Source organism: Pseudonocardia kujensis (genome assembly GCF_021283305.1).
Taxonomy (GTDB): Bacteria; Actinomycetota; Actinomycetes; order Mycobacteriales; family Pseudonocardiaceae; genus Pseudonocardia; species Pseudonocardia kujensis.
In genome coordinates, this window is sequence record NZ_JAJSOK010000009.1 from 95,300 (window position 1) to 119,052 (window position 23,753).

A 23,753-nucleotide genomic window follows, 5' to 3' on the forward strand; every position below is an offset into this window, starting at 1 on the left:
CGGCGTGGCCGTCGAGGTCGACGACGACGGGCAGAACGTGGTGAACGCGCACCCACCCGGCACCGTCTACATCATCAGGACCGGTACTCACGTGGGGAACTTCAGCGTCCGACCGAAGTCCGGCGACACCTTCTGCGGAGAGCCGGGTGCTGTGTTGGACGGTGGCCGTAGCCTCACGACCGCCTTCTCGGGTGGCGCGATCGACGTGACCCTGGACTCGATCACTGTGCGGGACTACGACAGTGACAGGCAGGGGGCGGCCATCCAACCGGAGCCTCGTGCACGGAACTGGATCGTCCGCAACGTGTCGGCCCTGCACAACTCGTGGGCAGGCCTCCTGGTCGCCGACGGCATGCGGATCCTCGGAGGTCACTACGACGACAACGACCAGCTGGGGATCGGCGGCAACGAGGCCACCGGGATCATCCTGGACGGGCTGGACAACGACCCCACGACCCTGGACGGGCCGGAGCTGGCCCGCAACCACACGCTGAGAGCTCCGTGCGAGTTCGAGGGTGGGGGGATGAAATGGGACGTCGGACAGGTCACCGTCCGCAACGCCTACGTCCACGACAACGACTGCAAGGGGCTGTGGGCCGACATCAACGCACACGACGTGCTCCTCGAGCACAATCTGATCGAGGACAACCGAGCGGAGGGGATCCTCTACGAGATCAGCAGGGATGCGACGATCCGCGACAACCAGGTGTTCCGCAACGGGTCCGACTCGCCCGGCTGGTACTGGGGCGGCGGCATCACCGTGGCCTCCAGCTCAGGCGTTCAGGTCTACGGCAACCGTCTGTCCGGCAACTACAACGGGATCGTCGGGAGCCAACAGGACCGGACGGATTCGTCACCGCCGGAGCACCTGCTCGACGGCTACCACGTCCAGGACAACCTGATCTGTGCCACGGGCAACGGCGGGCACCCGACGGGCGTGGCGGCCGACAACGGCGCTGATCTGGCCGCTCGGGACATCAGCTTCACCGGTAACACCATCGAGTCGGCTCCTTGCGAGTAGTGGAGGGTGAAGTCGACGGGTCGCCGCGACGCTTCAGCCGCCTCGCCTGCGGGCGAGCGCCACGGCCTGCAGGACCGTGGAGGCTGCCGCGTCAGGGAACAGGACAGCGTTCGTCCGTCGTACTCCCTCACGTAGAGCGCTGGACGTCGCGGGGTCTGCCGTACGATGCATCGCCGCGGCCAGCGCACGAGCGTCCCGTGGGTCGACGACGATGCCGTTCACGCCGTCGCGCACGATCGTCCCGGCGGCGCCGGTCATCGGGGAGACGACCACCGGGGTACCGGTCGTCAGAGCCTCGACGGCGACGCGGCCGATGAGGTCCTGCAATGTCGGGAAGACGAACGCCTGGCACGCCTGGAGCGCCCCCTTGAAGGCGGCGTGATCCACCGCCCCGAGGAAGACGACCGATTCCTCGACGTCGAGGCTCTGGGCGAGCTGCGCCAATCGGGCCCGTTCCGGGCCGTCTCCGATGATCCAGAGCATGCACGGACCGAATTCCCGCCGGTAGGCAGCGACCCCCTCGATCAGCAGGTCGATGCCCTTCGCCGGGATGAGCCGGCCGGCGGAGACGAACAACGGCGTTCCCTCCGGGACCGGTGAGGCGCCGGCGGGAAGGCTGGGCTCCAGCTCCGGTGGCAGGCCGGCCAGCCACCAGCCCTTGACGATCTTCCTGCGCGGCACCCCGAGGGTGCCGGTCACGTAGTCCAACGCCAGCTCGTTGTTCGCCACGAACGCGTCGACGAGCCGCGCGGCCAGCCGCCGGACGGGCAGCTTGAAGGCGGCGGTGCCCGTGCGACCGAGATGCTGGTAGTCCCCCTCGACCAGCGAGACCACGCTGCGGCCTCGCCGCAGCGACTTGGAGAGACCGGCGAACAGGCCGACCAGGCCGAGCTCGTACACGACGATGACGTCCTCCGGCGCTCGCGCGAACCTCATGAACAGCCGTGGGCCGACGACCTTGAGGGTCACCGGGTGCTTCCGCTCATCCCCCGGTCGTCCGAGCGTGACGACCCGGCCGAGCGCTCGTTCCCCGTTCCGTGCCTGCGTCCATTGCAGGTCACGGACCGTCGCGCCGGCCCGGCGGGCCGACTCGACCAGGTAGGGATGAGGGGCGGTCTCATCCCTCGAGGCCCACAGAATGCCCGGCGTCTCCTTTCGCCAGGCCCGCCTCAGGATCACCGGCACTCGCCTCCTCCAGCCGACCGCCACCCGTACGACGAGGTGGTCGGGACTCAATTCGTCCAGATCGCTTCGAGGACACCTGACGCAAGCGCATCGTCCACACAGCGGCCGAGAGGCACGTAGTCGACCTGTGGATGGTCTGCCACGCTCGGGTCGAGGCAACGCCAGCAGTCGACGATCGTGACCGACTCCTTGCTGCCGAGGAAGTCCTCCGCCTTGAGAGCGCGGAAGCGCGCATCCGCCGTGGTCACGACCACGAGCGCGGCATCGGCGAGTGCGGCATCGATCGACTCGGCGACGAGAGCCTTGTCACGGAAGGCGTTGCGGGCGCCGTCCGTCGCGAGCGGGTCGTAGCCGATGACCCGCATGCCCGATTCGGCCATGGCCAGCGCGAGCGCGACCCCCTGGGATTCTTCGACGACATGGGAGAGTGGCTTGTAGGACAATCCCAAAACCGCTGCGGTCCGCCCCTTCTCGACGTGCGGCGCGATCTTCGTGGTGATTCGGGAAGCGATGGACTTGTTGTAGTCATGGTTGGCAACGAGGAGGTTGCCTTTCGCCCCGACCTGTTCGCAGAGGAAACCCAGGGCGACGTTGTCCCGGGGGAAGCAGGGTCCCGCGAACCCGAGACCGCCGGTGAGATATTTCCGCCCGATACGACTGTCCGACCCGATCGCATCACTGACGACATCCACATCGCCACCGGGAATTCGCTCGCAGAGATCCGCGAGAGTGTTCGCGAAGGAGATCTTCATCGTGACGTAGCTGTTGAGCGCGATCTTCGCGAGCTCAGCATTCTCGATGCTCATGCGCCGCACGACCGGCTCTCTCAGGCAAATCCTTCGATTCACCTCCTCCAGAGCATCGCCGGAGCGGCGGTCGAATTCGCCGACGAGGCAGAAGTCGGGATCGAGAAAGTCGTGGATGACGCTGCCGAGCGCGATGAACTCCGGACTGTAGCAAAGACCGAAGTCCTTCCCGCATTCCTTGCCCGAGGCCGCCTCCAGGACGGGCAGCAGTCCATGGCGGGTCGCGCCGGGAAGAACGGTGCTGGTGAGGACGACGACGTGATAGCCGTCCTTCCTGGCGAGCGCCCTGCCCAGCCGCTCGAAGGCGAACCGGACGTACTGCAGCTCGAACGCACCACGGCTGTCGGTCGGGGTGGGCACGATGACGAAGCTGATGTCGCTGCCGAGCACCGCTTCCTCGTGGCTGGTGGTGGCGCGGACCTTGTCGCGATGGGCGGCCAGCACCTTGTCGAGGTCGGTCTCCTGAACCGGCGCACAGCCTTCGTTGACAGCCCGGACGGCGCTCTCCGCGATGTCGACACCGATGACGTCGAAGCCCCGGGAAGCCATGCCCGCGAGCATGCTGGCCCCCAACTTGCCCAGACCGACCACGGAAATGCTCTGAATCATGACCTGTCCTCACGCTGCGACTTCTCGCCCTGACCGGATCAGCTCGGGACGCTCCGCGAGCAGCTCGGCATAGCGCTGCTTCCAGTTCCGATCCCACTGCTGGCGCGCGACCCACACGAGCGGCCGGCGGAGGAAGGCAGGAAGATCGCGGATCTCCGCCTGGAGCGCGGCCTCGTTCAGGAGATGCCAGCGGGTCTTGCGACAGATGCGGGAGAGGCCGGACGCATCGAGCTGCCAGTCCGCGTCCTCCAACGTCATCATGATCGACTCGACGAGACGGCGGTTGCCGAACGACTCGATACCGCCCTGGTTGTGTGATTCACCCTTCGTCGCCAGGTGCACGATGTGCCGGTAGTCGTGGTTCTGGTGAACCGCTGTCACGCAGGCGCTGGCGTCGACGAGCGCGCCGCCGAGACGACGCGCCCGATAAACCAGCCAGTTGTCCCAGTACCAGCGCCCCAGGGCGAACTGAGGGATCTCGCCGAACATGCCGCGAGGGTAGACGAAATAGTCGATCGCACTGAAGTCGTGCAGTGTGCCGTTCCTCGCCGCCTCGGCTCGAAGAACCTCGGCCCAGTGGGCGTCGGCGAAGTCGATCGGCTCCTTCATGTCGTAGTCGATGCGACGTCCGCCCATGACGAACTTCGGGAGATCGATCTTCGCCACGGCTTCCAGAAGATCGGCGAACAGAATGATGTCCGCGTTCACGTAACACATGCGCGAATACCGTGCAACTTCTTCCGCCCGCCGGAAGTATCCGTTCATCAGCGGCGTTCCGTATTCGTTCACGTCCACATCGGGGAAGTGTCGTATCCCGAACTCCGCCGCAACCTCCGCCGTCCCTTGCTCGTCCCCGAACATGATGATGTCGATATCCGGGTGCAGCTGCGTCCAACTCTGGATCGCGTTGCGCTGGATCATCCCGATGTGGCCGACGAAGGGCTTCGGCAGTGTGAACACGGTGATCATGGCCGAGGACGGGACTTTCGCGATGTGGGGGATCACTGGATCACCTTCTCGTCACGGGCGCGGTGCCCGTGTCGGTCTTGGAGCCGAACCTAGGTCTCCTCAGGGCTGCTCTGGATGTCGACCTCCGGTTCCCGGGCGAGCCCGTTCGAGGTGGTGCAGGGGCCGCCGGCAGAAGCCGGCTCGCTGCTTTCCTGCGCGCGATGGCGCCCGCGACGGCGACGGCCATACCGGTCACGATCCCCTGCTCGAGGCCGGGGACCCAGGTGAGGTACCAGACCAGTTGCATGGCCAGGAGCGGGGCCAACACCCCGGGGTCGAACAGCCGCCAATCTCCGAGGTGGACCCTCCACAGTCGACGCAGCAGACCGACGGTGAGTGCGAGCAGGGCGACGAGCCCTCCCAGGCCCGCCCGGATCATCGTCTCGATGTAGAAGTTGTGGGGATGGGCGTCGATGTTCGTCCCTTCCACCGTGCGCGCGAACCCACTGCCGAACGGCTCGCCCAGGAGCCAGTTGACCGGGCTGGCCGACCAGCTGTCGACGAGGTCCTGCCAGCCCTCGACACGCCAGGTGACCGACCCGGTGCTCGTGACGGAACCGGGCGGGGTCTCGTCGCGTCCCAGTACGTCTCCCGCGAAGACCACAGCCGTGAGGACGGAGGCGGCGGCGACGAGCGCGATCGATCGCGCCTTGAGACGGCGACCGCGCAGCAGGAGCACCGCCACGCCGACCAGCAGCGCGAGCCAGACGGTTCTGCGGTCGAGTGCGACCACCACGATCAGCAGCACCACTCCCAGCCAGCGGACCCACCGCGCCTGCCCGCGCTTCAGCCAACAGGGGATCGTCAGGAGCAGCGGTCCGGCCAGGAAGAAGGTGTAGGGCCCGTCCAGGACGCGGACCGCGGTGTCGACACCGTTGATCTCGGCCGGCACCCCGAAGTCGATACCGGCGTAGAGGTGCAGCCAACGGACGCATGCCAACATCACCATCAGGCCTGCCCCCAGCAGCCAGATCCGGCCGATCCGGTCGTAGAGACCGGCGGTCGGCCTGTACGTCGCCATGTACAGCGCAGCACCGACGAAGAAGAGGTACTGCCGGGAATCGCTGACGGCTGACTGTCCGTGACTGGCGATGCCGAGGAGCAGCGACACCAGCAGCACGGTTCCCAGCAGAACCAACCAGTACTGGTACCGGCTGAAGCGACGGAGCCTCAGACACCTCGCCACGGCAGCCGCGAGCACGAGGGCGGCCACCAGATCGGTGACCCCCACGCGCATACCACCCAGCCTCACCGAAGGTACGTCCTCGTAGAGGAACGCGGCCTGGACGATCGCCGACAGGAAGACGAGCGCGGCCCCGACCTCGGCCCGCCTGATCGTCAGGTCGAGCAGGGCGAGACCGAACCCCGCCGCGAGCACCGCGGCGAGGCCGATCACGACGACGGTCATCGCTGCTCCTCGGTCACCGTGACACCCGGGCGGCTCAGGACCAGCGACGCCACGCGCTGCCGTCGGCCGTCGGGGGGCCCCAGCACGCCGGCCTTGGCCAACCGGAGGCGGAGATCGGCGCGGACGCCTGCCACTGGACACAACCGGATGCACAGCACCAGCGCGAGTGCACCGGCCGCGATCTCTCCCGCCAGGACGGCGACGGCGGGGGTACCGCCGAGAGCCCAGCGGACGCCGGCGACGGCGAGCGCCACGCCGAGGGACGCGAAGGCCGCGGGGACGTGGGCCTGCCACACCCGCGCCGCCGGCAGGTCGAGCACCCGCCATGCCACGACGAGGTAAGCGACATAGCGCAGCAGCTCGGAGGCCGCCACCGCCGCCGCGATCACCCAGACACCTCGCGAGCTGAACGGCAGCGCGATCAGGATGAGTACGGCGAGCAGGAGAACGTACCCGAGCTGCACGGCGACCGAGCGGTTCAGCTCCGCACGGGCCTCGGCCAACGACTGCGACAGCTGCGAGGCGATGTGGCATCCCCCGGCGAGCGCGAACCACGGGACCAGCGAGACGGCCGGCCCCCACTGCGGTCCGAGCACGACGGCGACCAGCTGCGGCGCAGCGACGGCCATACCCGCGCAGAGTGGGAACACCAGCAGGGCACCGAGTGACATCGTGCTGAGATAGCCTCGGCGCAGCCGGACGGGATCCTCCTGGACTCTGCTCATGGCCGCGAACGCCACGTTGGTCAACGCTGCGGCCAAGTAGTTGCCCAAGGGCTGGAACACCAGGTAGTAGGCCCGGCTGTACTGGCCGAGCACCGCCGGGCTCGCAATGCGCGCGATGGTGAAGGTGTCGAGGTTCCCCCCGACGTAGTCCAGCACGTGAGCGACCTGCAGCCGGGTTCCGTAGCCACAGACTGTGCGGTAGGGCGGCCAGCGCAGCACGGGCCGCAGGGGATGGTGCAGGAGCGCGAACTGCCACACCGCTTGGATCACTGTCGAGGTGACGGTAGCGGCCACCAGACTCCATACTCCGGCCCCGAGCAGGGCCGACACCACGCCGACCACGAGGTAGCCGATCACGTACGAACCCACCGTGATCACCGACAGGGCGCGGAAGCGCATCTCGCGGCGGAGCAGACCGAGACCGGTCATGGACCAGCCCATGAACGGGAACGACACCGCCAGGCCACGCAAGACCGGGACCACCTGTGGGGTGTGGAACAGGTCGCCGACTGCCGGCGCCAGAACCCACGCGAGCCCCAGACAGGCCAGGCCGATGAGGATACCGGCGGTGGAAGCGGCACGAACCTCGTCTTCGCTCAGCTCGGGCTTCTGCACCAGCGAGGAGGCCAGCCCCATGCGAGCGAAGAACTGCCCGAACAGCACGACGAGGTTCGCCATCGCCATGAGTCCGAACTCCGCAGGATCGAGCAGGCGCGAGACCGTCGCGGTGTAGGCGAGATTGGCCCCCACCAGCACCACGGTGGACAGAACGGACCAGCTCAGGCCGGACGCGGCCTGAGCGGTCAGGTTCGCACGGCCGACGACCCCGCTGGTGTCGTCGCTCGCTCTGTCGGCTCCTGGCACGTCCACGTGTCCGCCTATCGCGAGGTCAGCCCCTCCGGGCCAGTTGCGGGAGCTTCCCCGGGCGCCAGTGCCGAAGGCGGCCGTCGGCACCGTAGGCACGCTGCGCCGACCCGCGGGTGAGCACGTACCCGATGAGTGGGGTGTCGGTGAAGGCGAGCCGTTCACGGGCGCGCCGCAGGTCGGCCAGGGAAGCGCCCCGGTTGACGACCACGAGAACGGCGTCGGCGTGATCGGCGATGGTCACGGCCTCCGACACCTCGAGGAGCGGTGGGGTGTCGACGATGACCAGGTCGGCCTCCTCTGCCCAGTGGCTGATCATCGAGGCGAAGGTCGTCGAGCGGAAGAACACCGCCGGGTGGTGCCCGTTCCGGTCGCTCGGCCCTATCTGCAGCACCGTCCCACCGGTGGTGAACGCGGGTCGCTCGTCCGTGACGTGGCTCGTGCTGTTCACCTCGAAGTACTCGCCGTCACGACACAACTGCGACAGCCGCCGGGTGCGCTCGTCGGCGTCGACCAGGAGCACCTTGCGTCCCTCCCGTTGAGCCGCCAGGGCGAGGTTGAGCACGGTCACCGTCTTGCCGTCACCGGCTCTCGCGCTGGCGACTGTGACGATCTTGCCCCCGGCGCGGGCCAGAGCATGCTCCAACGAGGCGAGGACGACGTGATAGGCCTCCGCTGCCACCGGGTCCAACGTCGACGGGAGTGCCGACGGCCCCTCGGCCCCCTCGAGCTTCGCGCCGAGCCGCGGTGTCTCGCCGAGCAACGGAACGCCGAGGATCTCCGCGGCGTCGCCTTCCTCCTCCACGCGGCGGTCGCGGCCCGCGGCCCACCACGCCCACACGCCGGATCCGACCAACCCGATCACCGCGCCGATCAGTGCCAACAGCACTGGCGTAGGCTGCGACGACGCGGCAGGCGGAGCCGCCCGCTCGAACGACTCGACTCCCGATCCGTGGAGCGCGGCCTGAGCAGCGATGTCGCTCTGGTTGGCCTGCAGTGAGCCGATCAGATCACCCACGTGTAGCGCCTTGCGCTCGAGGACTGCCTGAGCGGCACCGCTCGACTGTGCGATCTGCGCATTGAGGGCGTCGTATTCGACCTGCCGCTGGGCTACGACGTCCTGGAGCCGCGCGATCGCCTCCTTGGAATCGGCGGTGGTGTGCTCGCCGGCCACCTGGTCATAGGCGGTACCGACGGCGTTGGCCAGGTTCGCGGCTTCGGCGGGATCGTCGGAGGTGGCCCGGACGGTGAGGGAGGAGAGGTCTGCCGAGGGACCCACCACCACCGAGGCCCTGATGTCGTCGGGCGTCCCGGGACGACCGAGGATCTGGAGCGCGCGCCCGTAGACTGCGTCCGACGAGGCGAGCCCGGCCTGCGTGGCCATGAAGACGGCGTGGTCGCCCGACTGCGAGGGCGTCGACTGGCCCAGTGTCAGGACCGCAGGGCTGCCGGGATCCCGAAGGTACAGGTGCGCCTGCGCTTCATAGCGAGCCGGGAGCAACAGCGACACGGCGAACCCGCCGAGAGCACCGAGCACGGTCACGACCGCGATGACGAGACGGTACCGCCACAACGACCTGACGAGCCCTGGCCCGCCGACCCAGTTGCCGTCACCATCGGACCCCGACGGCGACTCGGAGAGCGCGAACTCACGGTTACCTTCCACAGAACAGCCTCCAGGTCGGAAGGACTCCCAGATCGTGCGTCAGGGCGGTGGCGGCCTCGTGTCGGATCACCGCGCAGCCATGGCCCCGCGTCCACGGTCCACGCGACCGGGCAGCCGATGATCGGATCGGCCCCATCCGGCTCGCGCCCGGTTCCGCAACGCTCACGCCCTGACCTCCTTGTCATGCGCGTTCACTCGCTTGCTCGTCGCGCCGCGCCGGAGCGTGAGCAAGCCGACCTCCGACCACCCGAAGGGACCAGTCGAACCGAGATCAGAATCGCCCGCGACCCTGCACCGGGTCAGACTCGCTCCAGCCAGATCTCGCGCCAGTACGCGTAGACCGCCCGTGGACACCTTCGGTGGTAATCACTGGTGCAGACGACGTCGTCGAGGACGATGCACGGATTCCTCAGATCGATCATCCGGCCGGTCTTCTCATCGATGATCCGCTCCACCCGTCGGAGCACACGAGCCTCGCGACCGCAGTACTTCAGCATCTCGCGGTCGAACGACATCCCGCGGTTCTTGTTCTCGGCATCGAGCGTGCCGACGATCTCCTCGACGGACTTCACCCGCACCAGCTCCCCGGGCTGCAGATCGAGTGCGCCCGTCGGAGTGCGCCGGAGGCGCCCTTGGATGAACGGGAACCGCAGGCCGCCCCGGATCCGCAGAACCCGGGGAAGGACCCTCTTGCTCAGGTCCTGGTACTTGTTGAAGGCGCCGACCGCGACGCTGCACACCGTCGCCCAGGCGCCGGCGTTGCCCGAGCGCACGTCACGGACGTACTGCCGGACGTCCCAGAACGGGAGAAACGTGGGGGCGGCCCGCATGAGCTCGGTCGCCTGGCACGAGAAGACCTCGTCGCCTGCGGCGTCGGGCCGTCGGGTGGCGGCGCGAAGTTCGTCCTCCGTGATCCCGCCGGTGAGCTCGTCGACGTCCGGATCGAGGGCGTCCACCCGCTTGAGCCAGGTTTCCTTCCAGTAGAGGAGGCAGCCGGCTTGGCAGCCCCCGTGTGCGGAACCGTCGCACCGGACCCCGGCGAGGTGGACGGCGTCGTCCATCTTGTACATCCCGGACCAGTCGATGGTGTCGCACACCTTGATCGCGAGCTTGTCCACACGGAAGCGGCGGCCGCAGAACTGGAGCATCTCGGGCATGAACGGGAGCGCCCCGAGCTCACCGCGCTCGTCCAGCGACGCGAGGATCTCCTCGCGGCTGCGCACCTCGATGATCTCGCCGACCTTCAGACCGGCGGAATCTCGGTGCGCCGTCGTCGTCGACTGCTGCATCGTCCAACTCCTGGCGGGAAGAGTTCGCGTGACCGGAGCGTCAGGCCGATGGGGTCGTGCTCGGCCGGGGCTTCGTTACGCACCCCCCGCAGGGGAGATCGCAACGGCCCGACAGTCACAGAAGGTGATCAGCTGGCATGTGGAGCAGCCGGACCACCTCGCGAAAACCAAATCCACGGCGCGAGAGATCGCTGAAAGTGATCGATGCACGATCGGTCGGACAACCCCGTCGCCAGCGGTGGCGAGTACGCCCGAGTCGGGCCTCCCCGCGGCTCGGCTCGGCGTGCCCGCCAACGCCTCGTCCGGGTGCGCCGCGACGTACTGCACCATCCTCCCGTCGCGGACAGCGGACCGCAGTGCGTTCTGCTGGCGCTTGGCCCGGTCGAGGTCGCCGTCCGGCAGGTCGTAGCGCTGCCGGACATAGGCGAGGGCCTGCGTCCCGTCGCGGGCGTCACCGCGCTACCCCATCGTGGTGGTCCGCTCGCGCCTCCTCGCCGGTCCGCCGGCCACGAACGACGGGGGACCCGAGGCGCGGCTACGCGTGGTTCTCGAGTACCCAGGCCAAGGTCTGGGTGCCTGCAAGGACGACGAACGCCGTCGCCCAGGGTGGGCTCGCCCGCCGCAGACCGGAGACGACCAGCAGGGTCAGCGGCGGCGCGGCGATCGCGTAGAGGTTCCAGTCGTCGAACACCCCGAGCTGGGCTCGCCACACGAGGACCATCAGCAGCGCCCCCGCCGACGCGACGCCGAAGAACACGCTCCGCACATCCACGAACCGGCACGCCGGCAGCAGGACGACCGCCGGCGCGAGCAGCAGCACCAGCTGGAGTTGCAGCCACCATCCCGTGGCGCCGTCCGGGAGGAGGAAGCGCGACCAGTCGCCACCCTGCGCGGAGATCTGGCTCCCGGACACCAGCTGCGCGATCGGCAGCCCGTGCTCGTCGAACCACCACAGCCCCAGCCCGAGCACCGCGGGCACGGCCGCGAAGGCCGCCACGCCGTCGAGCCGCCGACCTCGGCGGACCGCGATCACGACCAGGACGAGCAGCGATGGTCCCAGCACCAGCGTCTCGAGATGGCAGAGCACTCCGAGGCCCAGCAGCAGGCCGAGCGGCCAGACCGACCCGTCCTCGTCGTCGAGGAACCTCAGCGCCCCGGCCAGATACGCCAACGCGACGACGGCGGTGAGCGTGTAGTTCTCGACGTCGCCGAAGAACACCATCACCCAAGCGCCCCCGGCGAGGAGGCCCAGCACCAGCAGCGGCTGGTCGAAGCGGCGAGCGATTCGCAGCGCGAGCAGCACCGCCGCTCCCCCGGAGAGACAGGAGACGAGGCGGTAGGTCTGCGCGACGTCCCAGCCCCACATCGCGTGCAGTCCGGCCCAGAGCCGAGAGTGCAGGTAGAGCTCGAGCATCTCGTCGTGGGTGGCGAAGCCGCCGGGCGCGGCCTCGAACTTGCCCTGCAGCAGCGAGCCGTCGAGGTTCTCGGTGCGGTCGCTCAGCAGCCAGAAGAGCCCGACGCCTACGGCGGCAACGATCAGCCGCGTCGTCCTCCGTCCCAGCGCGGCAGTGGCATCAGCGGCCAGCACTCGGGCTCGCTCCGGCCACCGCCCCACCGCCAGCCCGGCCGCCGTGGCCAGCGACGCGAAGGTGATCGCCCACCCCCGCCCGACGAACGCCCATCGGTCGACACCGAACCAGGTCGTCAGCCCGGCCTCGGACTGCCCGGCGACGGGATGGGGCACGGCGAGGCCGCGCCAGAGGTAGAGCCCGCCGAGGAGGCCCACGGCGGCGGCGAGCAGAGCGGTGGTCCGTCGGGGCGGAGCCTCGGTCGTGGTCGGAGTGGGGAGCACGAGCACGGCCGCGAGGCTGGCACGCAGCCTCCTCCCTGCGCCGCAGGGTCGGTGCCGTGACCGGGGAAGACACAGGAAGTCCTCAGGAGGATCCGGGCGTGGAAGCTCAGATCACCACGATCCGGCCGATCTCCCCACTCGGGTCGTCGACGTCACCAGGACGGGACCCTGCTCGGGCCGACGAGGGTGCAGACGAGCTCGTCCCACGTCCCTGCCGAGCGGTCGCGCTCGCTCATGGCCGTCGGTGCCGTCGGCCAGGCGACGGCGAGGGCAGGATCGTCGAACCGCACGGCCAGGTCCTCGGCGGGATCGTGCTCCCGGTCGATCCGGTAGCAGACGTCCGCATCGTCGGAGAGGGCCTGGAAGCCGTGGAGGAAACCCGGCGGGATGTAGAGGTGTGCATGGCCGACGTCGTCGAGCAGGATCGACTCGTGCCGGCCGAAGGTCGGCGACTCGGGACGTGCGTCGACGACGACGTCGAGGACCGCACCGCGGGCGCACCTGACCAGCTTCGCCTCGCCCCGCCCACCCCGCCCGTGGAGCCCCCGGATGGTGCCGCGGTGCGACCGTGACTGGCTGTCCTGCAGGAACGTCTCCGCGCGGACGCCGTGCTCTGCCGCCACGGCCGCGTCGAACGTCCGGGTGAAGAAACCCCTCTCGTCGTGGTGCGGCGTCGGCCGAAACACGATCACACCCGCGAGCGACATCTGCTCTGTCCGCATGACAGCTCAGTCGCCGCCCGCAGGGGGAACGTTATGGCGTGCAGGTTCTGTGGCTCGACCGTCGGCGAGGTCGTCCTCGACCTGGGCGATCAGCCGGCCTGTGAGTACTTCCCGCCGATCGACGCCGGCGGCGAGGACCCGGTGTTCCCGCTGCGGCTCTGGCTCTGCGCCGGTTGCGCACTCGCACAGCTCGCCGACGACGCCGTGCTTCCCGACGAGCCGGTCGGCGTCGAGCCGACCGCGCTGAGCCTGCAACGGGCCGATGCCGTCCGGTGGTGCGCCGAGCGAGGGCTGCTCGACGGTGCAGGCACTGTCGCGGAGGGCCCGACCCCGCACGGCGGCTCCTGGCTACCGGGGCTGTCGGAGCACGGCATCGCGGAGGCGGCCTCGGACGCGCCCGCCGACCTCGTCGTCGACGGATCCTTCGGTCTCATGCACGCGGCTGACCAACGAGCCGCCCTGGCGGGGCTCCTCGACCGGCTCGCGCCCGGCGGTCGTCTCCTGTTCCAGTTCCACAGCCTGGCGGCGATCCTGCGGCTGCGACAGTGGAACGCCGTCCGGCTCGGTCACTACGCCTACTACTCGACGCCTTCGGTGGTCGGCATGCTCGCGAGGCTGGGCCTGACGGTCGAGTCCGCCACGGAGTTCGGCCTCTACGGCGGGACGGTCCTGCTCTCGGCCACGCGCGGTGGGGCGCCGGATTCGTCCGTTGCGGAGCTCGTGGACAGCGAGCTGGCGATCGGTGTCACGGACGCCGCCGCGCTCAGGTTCTTGCAGTCGGCCGTCGACGGCTCCCTCGCCTCCCTCCGCAGCGTGGCCGAGAGGGCGAAGGCCGACGGGTCGCAGTTGTACGGCTACAGCGCCGCGTCGCGTGCCGTCTCGCTCCTCTACCTGGCGAGGCCGGTGGAGGGGCTCGTCGCCGGTGTCGCCGACGCCTCCCCCGCCAAGCAGGGTTGCCGTATGCCCGGGACGACCGTGCCCATCATCAGTCCCGACGAGCTGCTGCGCGCTCGTCCGCAAAGGGTCGTGGTGTTCGTTCCCGATCTCCTTCCGGAGGTCAGGGAGGCCCTCCCCGGCGTCGAACGCTCGGGGGGCACCTGGCTCGACCTCGAGGCGCTCACGGCGTCCCCGTGATCCGGCTGCGCCTTCGACGCGCGGTCCACCCGAGCCACTTCCACGTGGAGTAACGAGCCCGGGTGAGTGCCCGAGTCATCCAGCGGCGCACGGAGGGGACGCCTGCCCGGCGGTGCTCGCCCACGGCTCGTCCCGGTTCCGTGGGTCCTCTCGGCCGCGATGCCGGGAGAGGCAGTCGGTGCCACGGGTGTCATCGGCGCGTCCCCACCGTGCGGTTCGCGATTGAGGAGCCAGCGTGACAATGAGTTTCGAGCGGTCGAACGTGCTGCAGTCACGGCTGCACCAGATCGTGCCCGGCGGTGCGCACACGTTCGCGAAGGGCTCGGACCAGTACCCCGAGGACATGGCCCCGGTGCTCGTTCGCGGCCGCGGGGCCCGGGTGTGGGACGCGGACGGCAACGAGTTCGTCGAGTACGGCATGGGGATGCGGGCGGTGACCCTCGGGCACGCCTACGAGCCCGTGCTCGCCGCGGTCAGGGCGGCGGTCGCGGACGGCGTCTCGTTCACCCGACCGACCACCCTCGAGCTCGAGGCCGCCGAGGACTTCCTGCGCCTGGTCCCCGGCGCCGACATGGTGAAGTTCTGCAAGAACGCCTCGGACGCGACGAGCAACGCGATCCGGCTCGCCCGCGCCGCGACCGGCCGGGACCTCGTGGCGCTCTGCCACGACCAGCCCTACTTCTCCTCCCAGGACTGGTTCGTCGGCACGCTGCCGATCAACACCGGCGTGCCCGAGGCGACGCGGTCCCTCGTGCGCTCCTTCGGGTACAACGACCTCGACGGTCTCCGGACGTTGCTCGAGGCGGAAGGGAGCGGGATCGCCTGCGTCGTGCTCGAGGCGGCCACGGCCCTCGCCGAGCCGGCGCCCGGCTACCTCGAGGGCGTGCGGGAGCTGTGCGACCGGCACGGGGTCGTGCTCGTGTTCGACGAGACGATCACGGGATTCCGTTGGGCCGCCGGTGGCGCCCAGGCGGTCTACGGCGTGACGCCCGATCTCTCCACCTGGGGCAAGGCCATGGGGAACGGTTTCCCGATCGCCGCCCTCGCCGGGAGGCGCGAACTGATGGAGCTCGGCGGTCTGGGCACCGACCGTCCCCGTGTCTTCCTGTTGTCGAGCACGAACGGGGCCGAGACCGCGTCGCTCGCGGCGTTCCGTGCTGTCGTCCGGGCCTACGAGGACAACGATCCCGTGTCCACGATGGAACGGCAGGGACGCCTCCTCGCCGAGGGCGTGAACACCGTCGCCGCCGAGGCCGGCATCGCGGCCCATCTGTCGGTACTCGGTCGGCCGTCGTGCCAGATCTTCCGTACGACGGACGCGGACGGACACCCGTCGCAGGCGATGCGGACGCTGTTCCTGCAGGAGATCCTGCGGCACGGCGTGCTCGGTCAGTCCTATGTGATCTCCGCCGCCCACACCGACGCGGACGTCGAGCAGACGATCCACGCCGCTCGCGCGGCGACCGCCGCGTACCGGAAGGCCTTGGAGACAGGGCGCCCGGAGGAGCTCTTCGCCGGCCGGCCCGTGGCACCGGCGCATCGGCTGTTCGCAACTCCGCGCCGGCTCCGCTGATCACCGCCACCCCGGCCGGACGATCCGTGGGCACGCTGAGGACTCCCTCCAGAGAGGACCCGAGCCCGAGGTAATGCGCGCCCGCCGCGCAGCGAGCAACCAGACGTTGCGGCATCGGACCCGCACCATGGGATTTCTCCCGGAAGGCAGAGAAGTTGACTGATCACAGCCCCGAGCGTGTGGGCGGAGCCGACCAGATCGAGACCCCGCTGAAGCGCTACGGCCTGTTCGTCGCGCGGAGATGGATGCTCGTCCTGATCGTCACCGGGATCGCGCTCTGCCTCTCCGTCGTCTGGACCCTGGCGACCACCCAGACCACCTGGACCGCGACCGCCGCCGTGACCAGCCAGTCCGACACCCGGGCGCCGGAGCAGGACGCGGTTCTCGCGCTCGGCTACGCCGACTACTTCAACAAGCCCGAGTACCAGCAACTGCTGCGGGCGGAGACGGGCATCCCGGCTGCGGTCGAGCTGTCGGCGAAGCCCGGCGCGGCGAGCCCGATCTTCTACATCCAGGCGGTGGCCCCGACCGAGGCCGGGGCGCGGGACGGGGCGGCCCGGGCCGCCGACGCCTTCCGCGAGGACATCCGGAAGAGCCTCGTGGCCGAGCGGTCCCGGCAGACCTCCGAGCTCCAGAAGCAGATCGACGGGCTCGTCAACGACCTCCAGACGCCCGGGACCACAGCTGCCGAGGGCAACGTCATTCTCGACCAGATCCGCTCCCTTCAGGGCCGCATCACCGACCTCTCCTCCGACGCCACGAACGCGCTGAAGGAACTGCAGCCCGAGCCGGGCGTCGCGAAGAGCGGCAGCTCCCTGCTCGGCATCGGGGTCGGCACCGTCGCGGGTCTGATCCTGGGCGCGCTGCTCGCAGTGGTGCTGGGCCTGCTGGACGACCGTGTGCGCCGTCGCGAGGACATCGAGCGCCTCGGCATGCCGGTCCTGGTGGATCTTCCGCCGGCGTCCCGGAACCCGCAGGACCGTGCCCGGACCCTCGCGCGGCTCGCGATCACCATCAACGGCGAGCTCGGCTCGGCCAGGGGCATCGTCATCGCGATCGCGCCGGCCAGCCGATCGGCGGTGGCTCGCCAGTTCGTCGACGAGCTGGCCTCATTGTTCGCCGCCCGCCGCGGGGGCGCACTCGTGATCCGCGCCGACTTCCACGCTCCCTCGGCCGCCGAGGAGCGGAGCGGCCTCGTCGACGTCCTCGACAGGGGGGTCAGCGTGCGCTCGGTGGCGACGGTCCACCCCAACGGGCTCGTGGAGCTGCCCTGCGGGGATCTGGGCAACCGCAACATCTACGACGTCTTCGCACCCGAACGGATCGCGGCGGCCCTGAACGACGCCCGAGGTGTCGCCCGCGTCGTGCTCCTCGAGCTGCCGCCGCTCGACGAGGCCCCGGAGAGCCAGCCGGCCTGTGCGGCCGCGGACCTGGTCGCCGTCGTCCTGGAGCGCGGCGTGACGCGCCGGCGCGCGGTCACCGGTGCCCGTGACCTGCTGGCCCCGCTCGAGGGCGCGGATGTCCGCGCCGTCATCGACACGGTCCGCCCGGCCGATCCCTCGAGCGCCCCGGTCCAGCCCTCGGACGACGTCGACGAGCCCTCACGGTTCGCCGAGCGGGCCGAGCCGGCCGCGACGTTCGAGCCCGCTTCGGCCCGGGATGCGTCGGCGTCCACGGACGGATCCGGGGTGGAGGACACGCTTCGCCTCGCCGGGACGCCCTCCCGCAACCACCTCCCGAGTGGGCCGGGCACCTCCAGTGCGTCGAATCGGTGAGGCGCCGAGCGCCGTCGTGATGGCTCGGCTCGACCCCGCCGTCCGACGGCTGCGACGGCTCGACGGAACGGGGCCCACCGGGGAGCGGGACCAGTACTGGCGCACCCTCGCCGCCCTGGTCGTGGCGACCGTGGCGACCGCGGCCGGTCTGTTCGTGGCGCCGGTCTCCGGACCGACCGGTCTGCTCGTCATGGCCGTCGGCGGCGTCGTGGCGCTGCTCGTCCTGCGCTCGCCGGTCCTCGCCCTCGGGGTGCTCGTGGTCGCCTCGTTCCTGCGGCTCGCGTTGCAGGTCCCGGGTCTCCCCGCCGAGCCCATGGTCCTGGTGCTGTGCCTGCTGATCGTGTCGGCGTTCCTGTACGGCCTCACCGGGCGGGCGCGGTTCCGGTTCACGGGCATCGAGGCGGCGATGACCGCCTACCTGCTGTGGAACGTCGCCTCGATGCTGATGCCGCACGAGCTGCCGCCGATCCAGCCCGGCACGGGCCAGGACATCGTCGTCTACCGGTTCATCCTCACCGGGACCGTGCTGCCCTTCGCGGCCTTCGTCGTCGCGCGAGCGGTCCTGGGCGGTGAGGACCGCGTCCGCCGGTTCCTGATCTTCCTCGTCGTTCCCGCCGTCTACTCTGCGTTGGTCAGCGTCCTGCAGTTCACGGGGCCGCCCCAGCTCGTGTTCCCGTCGTACATCGTGACCGATCCGAGCTATCCGGAACGGGCCGTGGGTGTGGTGAACCAGCCCGTCGTCAACGGGATGATCATGGTCGTCGGCTTCGTGACGGCGATGATGCTTGCGCATCACAGGTCTCTGAGCCGCAACCTCCGGGTCGTGATGCTGCTGTCCGCGGTCGCCTGCATCCCCGGGATCTACCTCACGAAGACCCGTGCGGTGTGGCTGGTCTTCGGTCTGTCACTCGTCGTGTGTGCCGTGCTCTCGCGGCCAGCTCGGCGGGGCTTCGTCACCGTGCTGGTGGCTGCGCTGCTCGCGATCGCCGTGAACTGGTCGAGCTTCACGAGCTCGGACCGGACGGAGGGCGGCATCGCCTCCACCAACGAGGTCGACGACCGGCTCAACTCGATCGCGACCGCGGTCTGGGCCATCGACGAGAAGCCGCTGCTGGGTTGGGGGATCGCACGCTTCGCGCAGGTCAACGCCGTCTACCATCAGACCTGGGGACCCGACGTCAAGTTCGAACGCGGGTACGGCATCGCGTCCCACGAGAACGAGCTCGGCATCGCCGCAGAGCTGGGCCTGTTCGGACTGGCCCTCTGGCTGGGGGTCGCCCTCCCCCTCACCGCCGCGCTGCTCCGGGCCCTGCGACGACTACCCACCGGCATGCTCAGCGGGCGGCCGCTCGGCCTCATCGCGCTGACGGCGCTCGGGGTCTGGGTGGTCACCGGGTTCACCGCCGACCTGCGGTACTTCGACTTCGCAAATCTCATCACCTTCACCCTGATCGGCGCCACCGTCGGCGCGTCGGACCGGCTCCGCACCCGGCCACGACACCCGGCAGCCATGGCTCCCGAGGGGCTGGCGGTGAGCAGATGAACGAACGGCCACAGGGACACGCGCTCACCGTCGCCACGAGCACGGCCACCCGCGGCGGGATCGCCACGTACGTCACCATGCTGGCGGGCACGCCGCTGTGGTCGCGGTGGCAGGTCCGGCACGTCGTGACGCATCGCGACGGGTCGACGGCCGCCAAGATCCGCACCTATCTCGGCGCGCTGCCCCGGTACGGGACGGCCTTGCTGTTCCGTCGACCGGACGTCGTGCACCTGCACATGTCCTCCTACGGCAGTTTCGCCCGGAAGGCCCTCCTGCTGTGGCTGGCCCGCGCGCTGCGCGTCCCGACGCTGGTCCACGTGCACGGTTCGGAGTTCGCGACCTTCCACGACCGGCTTCCGCGTGCGGCGCGGGCCGTGGTCCGGCGCACGCTCGAGGCCGCGCAGGTCGTGGTGGCGCTCGGGGAGCGGTGGGCCGGGCGGTTGCAGGCGATCGCTCCTGGCGCACGGGTCGTCACGATCCCCAACGGGGTGCGCGTCCCGCCGCCGCGCCGGACCCCCGAACCGGGTCCGGTCCGCGTCGTGTTCCTCGGCGAGATCGGTGAGCGCAAGGGCGCGTTCTCCCTGCTGACCGCCTGGTCCCACCTCGTCGCGGAACACGGGCCGGGGTCGGCACACCTGACGATGGCCGGCGACCGTGGGACCGACCGGGCCCGTGCCGCCGTCGCGGCCGGGAAGCTCGAGTCTTCGGTGTCGGTCAGTGGCTGGCTGTCCGCCGACCAGGTCGGTGAGCTGCTCGAGCGCGCCGACGTCTTCGTCCTCCCGTCCCGGAGCGAGGGACAGCCGATGGCGCTGCTCGAGGCGATGGCCCGGGGCGTGTGCGTCGTCGCGAGCGACGTCGGCGGCATCCCCGAGATCGTCGAGAACGGGACGTCCGGGCTGCTCGTCCCGCCGGACGATCCCGAAACGTTGACGGCGGCGCTGCGCAAGGTCGTCGTGGATGCCGACCTGCGCGCCGCCCTCGGTGCCGCCGCACGGGAGAGGGTCGTCGCGTCGTTCGACATCGACGTCGTCTGGCGTCGCTTCGACGCCCTCTACCGGGAGGTGGGCCGCCGATGAGGCTGCTCCGCAGGTCACTTCGCCGGTCGGGGCGTCTCCGCGTCCTCTTCGTGGTCCCCGACCTCGGGGTCGGCGGGGCCGAACGACACGCGGCCACCTTGGCCCCCGCCCTCGACCCGACGCGCTTCGACGTCTCGTTGGTCTGCATCGGGGAGGAGGGCGCCCTCTTCCCCGGACTCGTCGACGCGGGGATCCCCGCTCGGGCGCTGCACCTGCGGGACGACCCGCCGCGCGCGCTGTGGCAGCTCGTCCGTCTCATGCTCCGGCTGCGCCCGGACGTCGTCGTCACGCGCGGCTACAACGCCGAGACCCTGGGGCGCGTCGCCGCGGCGCTCACCCGAGTGCCGCGTTCGGTGGTCTGGGTCCACAACTGCGGCGACGTGACGCCCCGTGGCCGGCTGCGGGCGGTCGTGGACCGTGTGCTGGATCGGGTCACGAGCGCCTACTACGCGGTGGCCGAGGGACAGCGCCCCTACCTCGTCGACGACCTCGGTTATCCCGACGCGAAGATCGAGGTCATCCACAACGGCGTCGACGTCGACCGCTTCGTCGTCCGTGAGCCGGGCGCGTCGGATTCCGGCGTCGCCGCGGAGTTCGGCTTCGACAAGGGGGCGCCGGTGATCGGCGCCGTCGCGGTCCTGCGCCCGGAGAAGGACCACGCCACCCTCCTCCACGCGATGCGCCTGGTTCTGGACGAGCGTCCGGACGCACGGCTGCTCATCGTCGGCGACGGGCCCGAGCGCAGCTCTCTCGAGGCGCTCGCGACCGAGCTCGGGATCGCGGGCTCGGTCGCCTTCGCCGGCGCGCGCCACGACGTGGACCGGCTGCTCGGCGGGATCGACGTCGTGACCCTCAGCTCCTTCACGGTCGAGTGCTTCCCGATGGCGATCCTCGAGGCCATGGCACGCGGACTGCCGGCCGTGGCCACGGCCGTCGGCGGCGTGCCCGAGATGATCGACGACGGCCGCACCGGCCACGTCGTGCCTCCGCGGGATCCACGCGCGCTCGCCGACGCCCTGCTCAAGGTCATCGGTGATCCCTCCGTCCGGGCCTCGATGGGTGCCGCCGGCCGGCGACGGGTCGAGGAGCTGTTCACCCTCGAACGCTCCGTGTGCACCGCCGAGGCGGCCCTCGAGCGCACCACCGGACGCAGCACGGCCGCTCCCGTCAGGGTGACGGTGCTCCTCGACACGACGTTCGTCGGCGGCGTGGAGAAGCTGACGCTCGACCTGCTGCGGCGGCTGGACCCGGCGACGTTCTCGCCGAGGGTGCTCTGCCTGCGGGAGGAGGGGCCACTCGCCGCGGACTTCCGGGCCGCCGGCATCCCTCTGGACGTGCTGCCCCGATCCGGCCGCTACGACCTGAGCACCGTTCCCCGGCTCGTGCGCACCTTCCGCACGGAGCGGACCGACGTCGTGCTCGTGACGCATCACCACCGCGCTGCGCTGACGCTCGGACGCGTCGCCGCACGGCTGGCCGGCATCGCGAACCTCGTCGCGGCGCACGACATGGACCTCACCACCGTCGGCGGGCGGGTGCTCCCGCGCCGGGACGTCGAGTCCCTCTTCCTGAGCGACGCCCTCGTGCTCCTGGCCCCGAGCCAGGGGCGCTACCTCCGCGACCGGGAAGGCGTCGGCAGCCGGCCCTGGCGGAGGGCCCGCGAGGTCGTGATCCCCAACGGCGTCGTCGTCCCGCCGGCGCCCTCGCCCGCGAACCGCACGACCGCCCGCGCCCGTCTCGGCCTCGACGACGGGGACGAGGTCCTCGGCATCGTGGCGAGGTTGTCCCCGCAGAAGGCGCACGAGGTCCTCGTCCGGGCGGTTGCGAGGCTGGCTCCGTACCACCCGCGCCTGCGGCTGGTGATCATCGGGGAGGGTGAGCGGGAGACCGCGCTCCGGGCCCTGGTCGACGAGCTCGGTCTCGCCGAGCAGGTGCGCTTCACCGGCGTGCTGCACGACGTGCGGGATCTTCTCCCCGGTCTGGACGTCAGCTGCCTGTCCTCCGTGCACGAGGGCGTACCGCTGACCGTCCTGGAGTCGATGGCGGCCGGTGTACCGGTCGTGGCGACGCGGTGCGGCGCGCTGTCGGACCTCGTGACCGAGGGGCGGGACGGGTTCCTCGTCCCGGTCGGCGACGACCGGGCGCTGGCCGACCGCCTGGGCACGTTGCTGGCGGAGCCCGGGCTCCGCCGCGCGATGGGAGCCCGGGCCCGCGAGCGGGCCGTGCAGGACTTCTCGATCGACCGCACCGTCCGTGGCTACCAGGACCTGCTGACTGAGGTGGTGGGCAGATGACAAGGATCCTCGTCCTCGTCGAGAACCTCTCCGTGCCCTTCGACCGCAGGGTGTGGCAGGAGAGCCGCGCCCTGACGGAGGCCGGGTACGAGGTCGTGGTGATCTGCCCGATGGGCAGCGCGCGGGACACCGAGCCCGACGTGGTGCTCGACGGCGTGCGCATCCTCCGGTACCCGCTGCGTGCCGCCACCGGAGGGCCGCTGGGCTACGTCCACGAGTACGGCGTCGCGCTCTGGCACACGGCTCGGCTCGCGCTGCGGGTGCGCCGGGAGGGGCCCGTCGACGTCGTCCAGGCCTGCAACCCGCCCGACCTGCTCTTCCTGGCCGTCCTGCCGTTGCTCGTCCGGGGCTCGCGGTTCGTGTTCGACCATCACGACCTGGTGCCGGAGCTGTTCCTGTCGAGGTTCGGTGAGGGGAAGCGCTGGTTGCACACCGTCGCGCGGGTCCTCGAACGGATCACCTTCCGCCTGGCGAGCGGCGTCATCAGCACCAACGAGAGCTACCGACAGGTTGCCATCCACCGAGGGCGGAAGCGGCCGGACGACGTGCAGGTCGTGCGGAGCGCTCCCGACCTCACCCGGTTCGTCCGGCGCGAGCCGGATCCCGCCCTCCGCCGGGGCAGGCGCAGGCTCGCCGCCTACGTCGGCGTCATGGGTCCGCAGGACGGGGTCGACTACGCGCTCCGTGCGCTCGCCCACCTGCACCACGAGCTCGGCAGGAACGACCTCCACACGATCTTCATGGGCACCGGGGACGCGCGTCCCGACATGGAGCGGCTCGCGCACGAGCTCGGCCTGGACGACGTGGTCGAGTTCCCGGGCCGGGTCTCCGACGACTTCCTGCAGACCTGTCTGTCCACGGCAGACGTCTGCCTCTCTCCCGACCCGAAGAACCCGCTCAACGACGTCTCCACGATGAACAAGGTCGTCGAGTACATGGCGATGGGAAGACCCATCGTGTCGTTCGACCTGGTCGAGGCCAGGGTGTCGGCCGGTGCGGCCGCCGTGTACGCCCCCGCGAACGACGTCGAGGCCTTCGCCAAGGAGCTCGACACGTTGCTGGACGACGAGGAGGAGCAGCGCCGCATGGGCGAGGTCGGGCGTGCCCGTGTCTCGGCGGAGCTGTCCTGGGAGACCTCCCGCCGGAACCTGCTGGCCTTCTACGACCGGCTCACCGCCGCGTCCGCGCGACGCTGAGCCCGGT

Annotated in this window: 17 protein-coding genes and 1 pseudogene; 8 read left to right on the forward strand and 10 right to left on the reverse strand. The window is 70.3% G+C overall.

The window, feature by feature from the left end; all coding sequences use genetic code 11:
• The first annotated feature begins 4 nt into the window (after nucleotides 1–4).
• The gene (locus tag LWC35_RS09305; RefSeq protein WP_232869639.1) at nucleotides 5–1,021 is read left to right on the forward strand and encodes a right-handed parallel beta-helix repeat-containing protein; all 1,017 of its coding nucleotides are present in this window, start codon (nucleotides 5–7) and stop codon (nucleotides 1,019–1,021) included.
• A gap of 33 nt (nucleotides 1,022–1,054) precedes the next feature.
• On the opposite strand, the gene LWC35_RS09310 is transcribed toward LWC35_RS09305, so the two are convergent.
• The 10 genes and pseudogenes from LWC35_RS09310 to LWC35_RS09360 all read right to left on the reverse strand — a co-directional run bounded on the left by LWC35_RS09310 (nucleotide 1,055) and on the right by LWC35_RS09360 (nucleotide 13,155).
• On the reverse strand, nucleotides 1,055–1,990 hold the full coding sequence (locus LWC35_RS09310) for a glycosyltransferase family 4 protein (RefSeq protein WP_232869640.1): 936 nt from the start codon (nucleotides 1,988–1,990) through the stop codon (nucleotides 1,055–1,057).
• Nucleotides 1,991–2,253: 263 nt separating this feature from the next.
• The gene (locus LWC35_RS09315; protein WP_232869641.1) at nucleotides 2,254–3,621 is read right to left on the reverse strand and encodes a nucleotide sugar dehydrogenase; all 1,368 of its coding nucleotides are present in this window, start codon (nucleotides 3,619–3,621) and stop codon (nucleotides 2,254–2,256) included.
• A gap of 9 nt (nucleotides 3,622–3,630) precedes the next feature.
• Nucleotides 3,631–4,626, reverse strand: coding sequence for a hypothetical protein (locus tag LWC35_RS09320; protein ID WP_232869642.1), 996 nt, complete (start codon nucleotides 4,624–4,626; stop codon nucleotides 3,631–3,633).
• Nucleotides 4,627–4,630: 4 nt separating this feature from the next.
• Nucleotides 4,631–6,037: an O-antigen ligase family protein gene (locus LWC35_RS09325; RefSeq protein WP_232869643.1), complete on the reverse strand. Its 1,407-nt coding sequence runs from the start codon at nucleotides 6,035–6,037 to the stop codon at nucleotides 4,631–4,633.
• Nucleotides 6,034–7,632, reverse strand: a complete 1,599-nt coding sequence (locus LWC35_RS09330) for a lipopolysaccharide biosynthesis protein (protein WP_232869644.1) — start codon at nucleotides 7,630–7,632, stop codon at nucleotides 6,034–6,036. The genes LWC35_RS09325 and LWC35_RS09330 overlap by 4 nt, the downstream gene beginning before the upstream one ends.
• Nucleotides 7,633–7,651: 19 nt before the next feature.
• A complete protein-coding gene (locus tag LWC35_RS09335) occupies nucleotides 7,652–9,292 on the reverse strand; it encodes a tyrosine-protein kinase domain-containing protein (RefSeq protein ID WP_308194499.1) in 1,641 nt (546 codons plus the stop codon).
• Between the two features lie 299 nt (nucleotides 9,293–9,591).
• Nucleotides 9,592–10,581 (reverse strand): hypothetical protein, encoded by a 990-nt coding sequence (locus LWC35_RS09340; protein ID WP_232869646.1) that lies wholly within the window; start codon nucleotides 10,579–10,581, stop codon nucleotides 9,592–9,594.
• 353 nt (nucleotides 10,582–10,934) lie between these two features.
• Nucleotides 10,935–11,025 (reverse strand): annotated as a pseudogene (locus LWC35_RS09350) (LCP family glycopolymer transferase); the annotation flags it as partial.
• 91 nt (nucleotides 11,026–11,116) lie between these two features.
• Entirely contained in the window at nucleotides 11,117–12,439 is a 1,323-nt protein-coding gene (locus LWC35_RS09355; RefSeq protein ID WP_232869647.1) for a hypothetical protein, read from the reverse strand.
• A 146-nt stretch (nucleotides 12,440–12,585) separates the two neighbouring features.
• A complete protein-coding gene (locus LWC35_RS09360; protein ID WP_232869648.1) occupies nucleotides 12,586–13,155 on the reverse strand; it encodes a dTDP-4-dehydrorhamnose 3,5-epimerase family protein in 570 nt (189 codons plus the stop codon).
• Nucleotides 13,156–13,188: 33 nt separating this feature from the next.
• Here LWC35_RS09360 and LWC35_RS09365 point away from each other — a divergent pair, with 33 nt between their 5' ends.
• The 7 genes from LWC35_RS09365 (at nucleotide 13,189) to LWC35_RS09395 (ending at nucleotide 23,746) form a co-directional block, all read left to right on the forward strand.
• Entirely contained in the window at nucleotides 13,189–14,289 is a 1,101-nt protein-coding gene (locus LWC35_RS09365) for a class I SAM-dependent methyltransferase (protein ID WP_232869649.1), read from the forward strand.
• A 235-nt stretch (nucleotides 14,290–14,524) separates the two neighbouring features.
• Nucleotides 14,525–15,862, forward strand: coding sequence for a glutamate-1-semialdehyde 2,1-aminomutase (locus LWC35_RS09370; protein ID WP_372463024.1), 1,338 nt, complete (start codon nucleotides 14,525–14,527; stop codon nucleotides 15,860–15,862).
• Nucleotides 15,863–16,017: 155 nt separating this feature from the next.
• The gene (locus LWC35_RS09375) at nucleotides 16,018–17,637 is read left to right on the forward strand and encodes a P-loop NTPase family protein (protein ID WP_232869650.1); all 1,620 of its coding nucleotides are present in this window, start codon (nucleotides 16,018–16,020) and stop codon (nucleotides 17,635–17,637) included.
• Nucleotides 17,638–17,656: 19 nt separating this feature from the next.
• On the forward strand, nucleotides 17,657–19,180 hold the full coding sequence (locus LWC35_RS09380; protein WP_232869651.1) for an O-antigen ligase family protein: 1,524 nt from the start codon (nucleotides 17,657–17,659) through the stop codon (nucleotides 19,178–19,180).
• Nucleotides 19,177–20,256 (forward strand): glycosyltransferase family 4 protein, encoded by a 1,080-nt coding sequence (locus tag LWC35_RS09385; protein ID WP_232869652.1) that lies wholly within the window; start codon nucleotides 19,177–19,179, stop codon nucleotides 20,254–20,256. The genes LWC35_RS09380 and LWC35_RS09385 overlap by 4 nt, the downstream gene beginning before the upstream one ends.
• Nucleotides 20,253–22,550, forward strand: coding sequence for a glycosyltransferase (locus LWC35_RS09390; protein WP_232869653.1), 2,298 nt, complete (start codon nucleotides 20,253–20,255; stop codon nucleotides 22,548–22,550). Before LWC35_RS09385 ends, LWC35_RS09390 begins: the two co-directional genes overlap by 4 nt.
• Nucleotides 22,547–23,746 (forward strand): glycosyltransferase family 4 protein, encoded by a 1,200-nt coding sequence (locus LWC35_RS09395; protein ID WP_232869654.1) that lies wholly within the window; start codon nucleotides 22,547–22,549, stop codon nucleotides 23,744–23,746. Before LWC35_RS09390 ends, LWC35_RS09395 begins: the two co-directional genes overlap by 4 nt.
• Nucleotides 23,747–23,753: the final 7 nt, after the last annotated feature.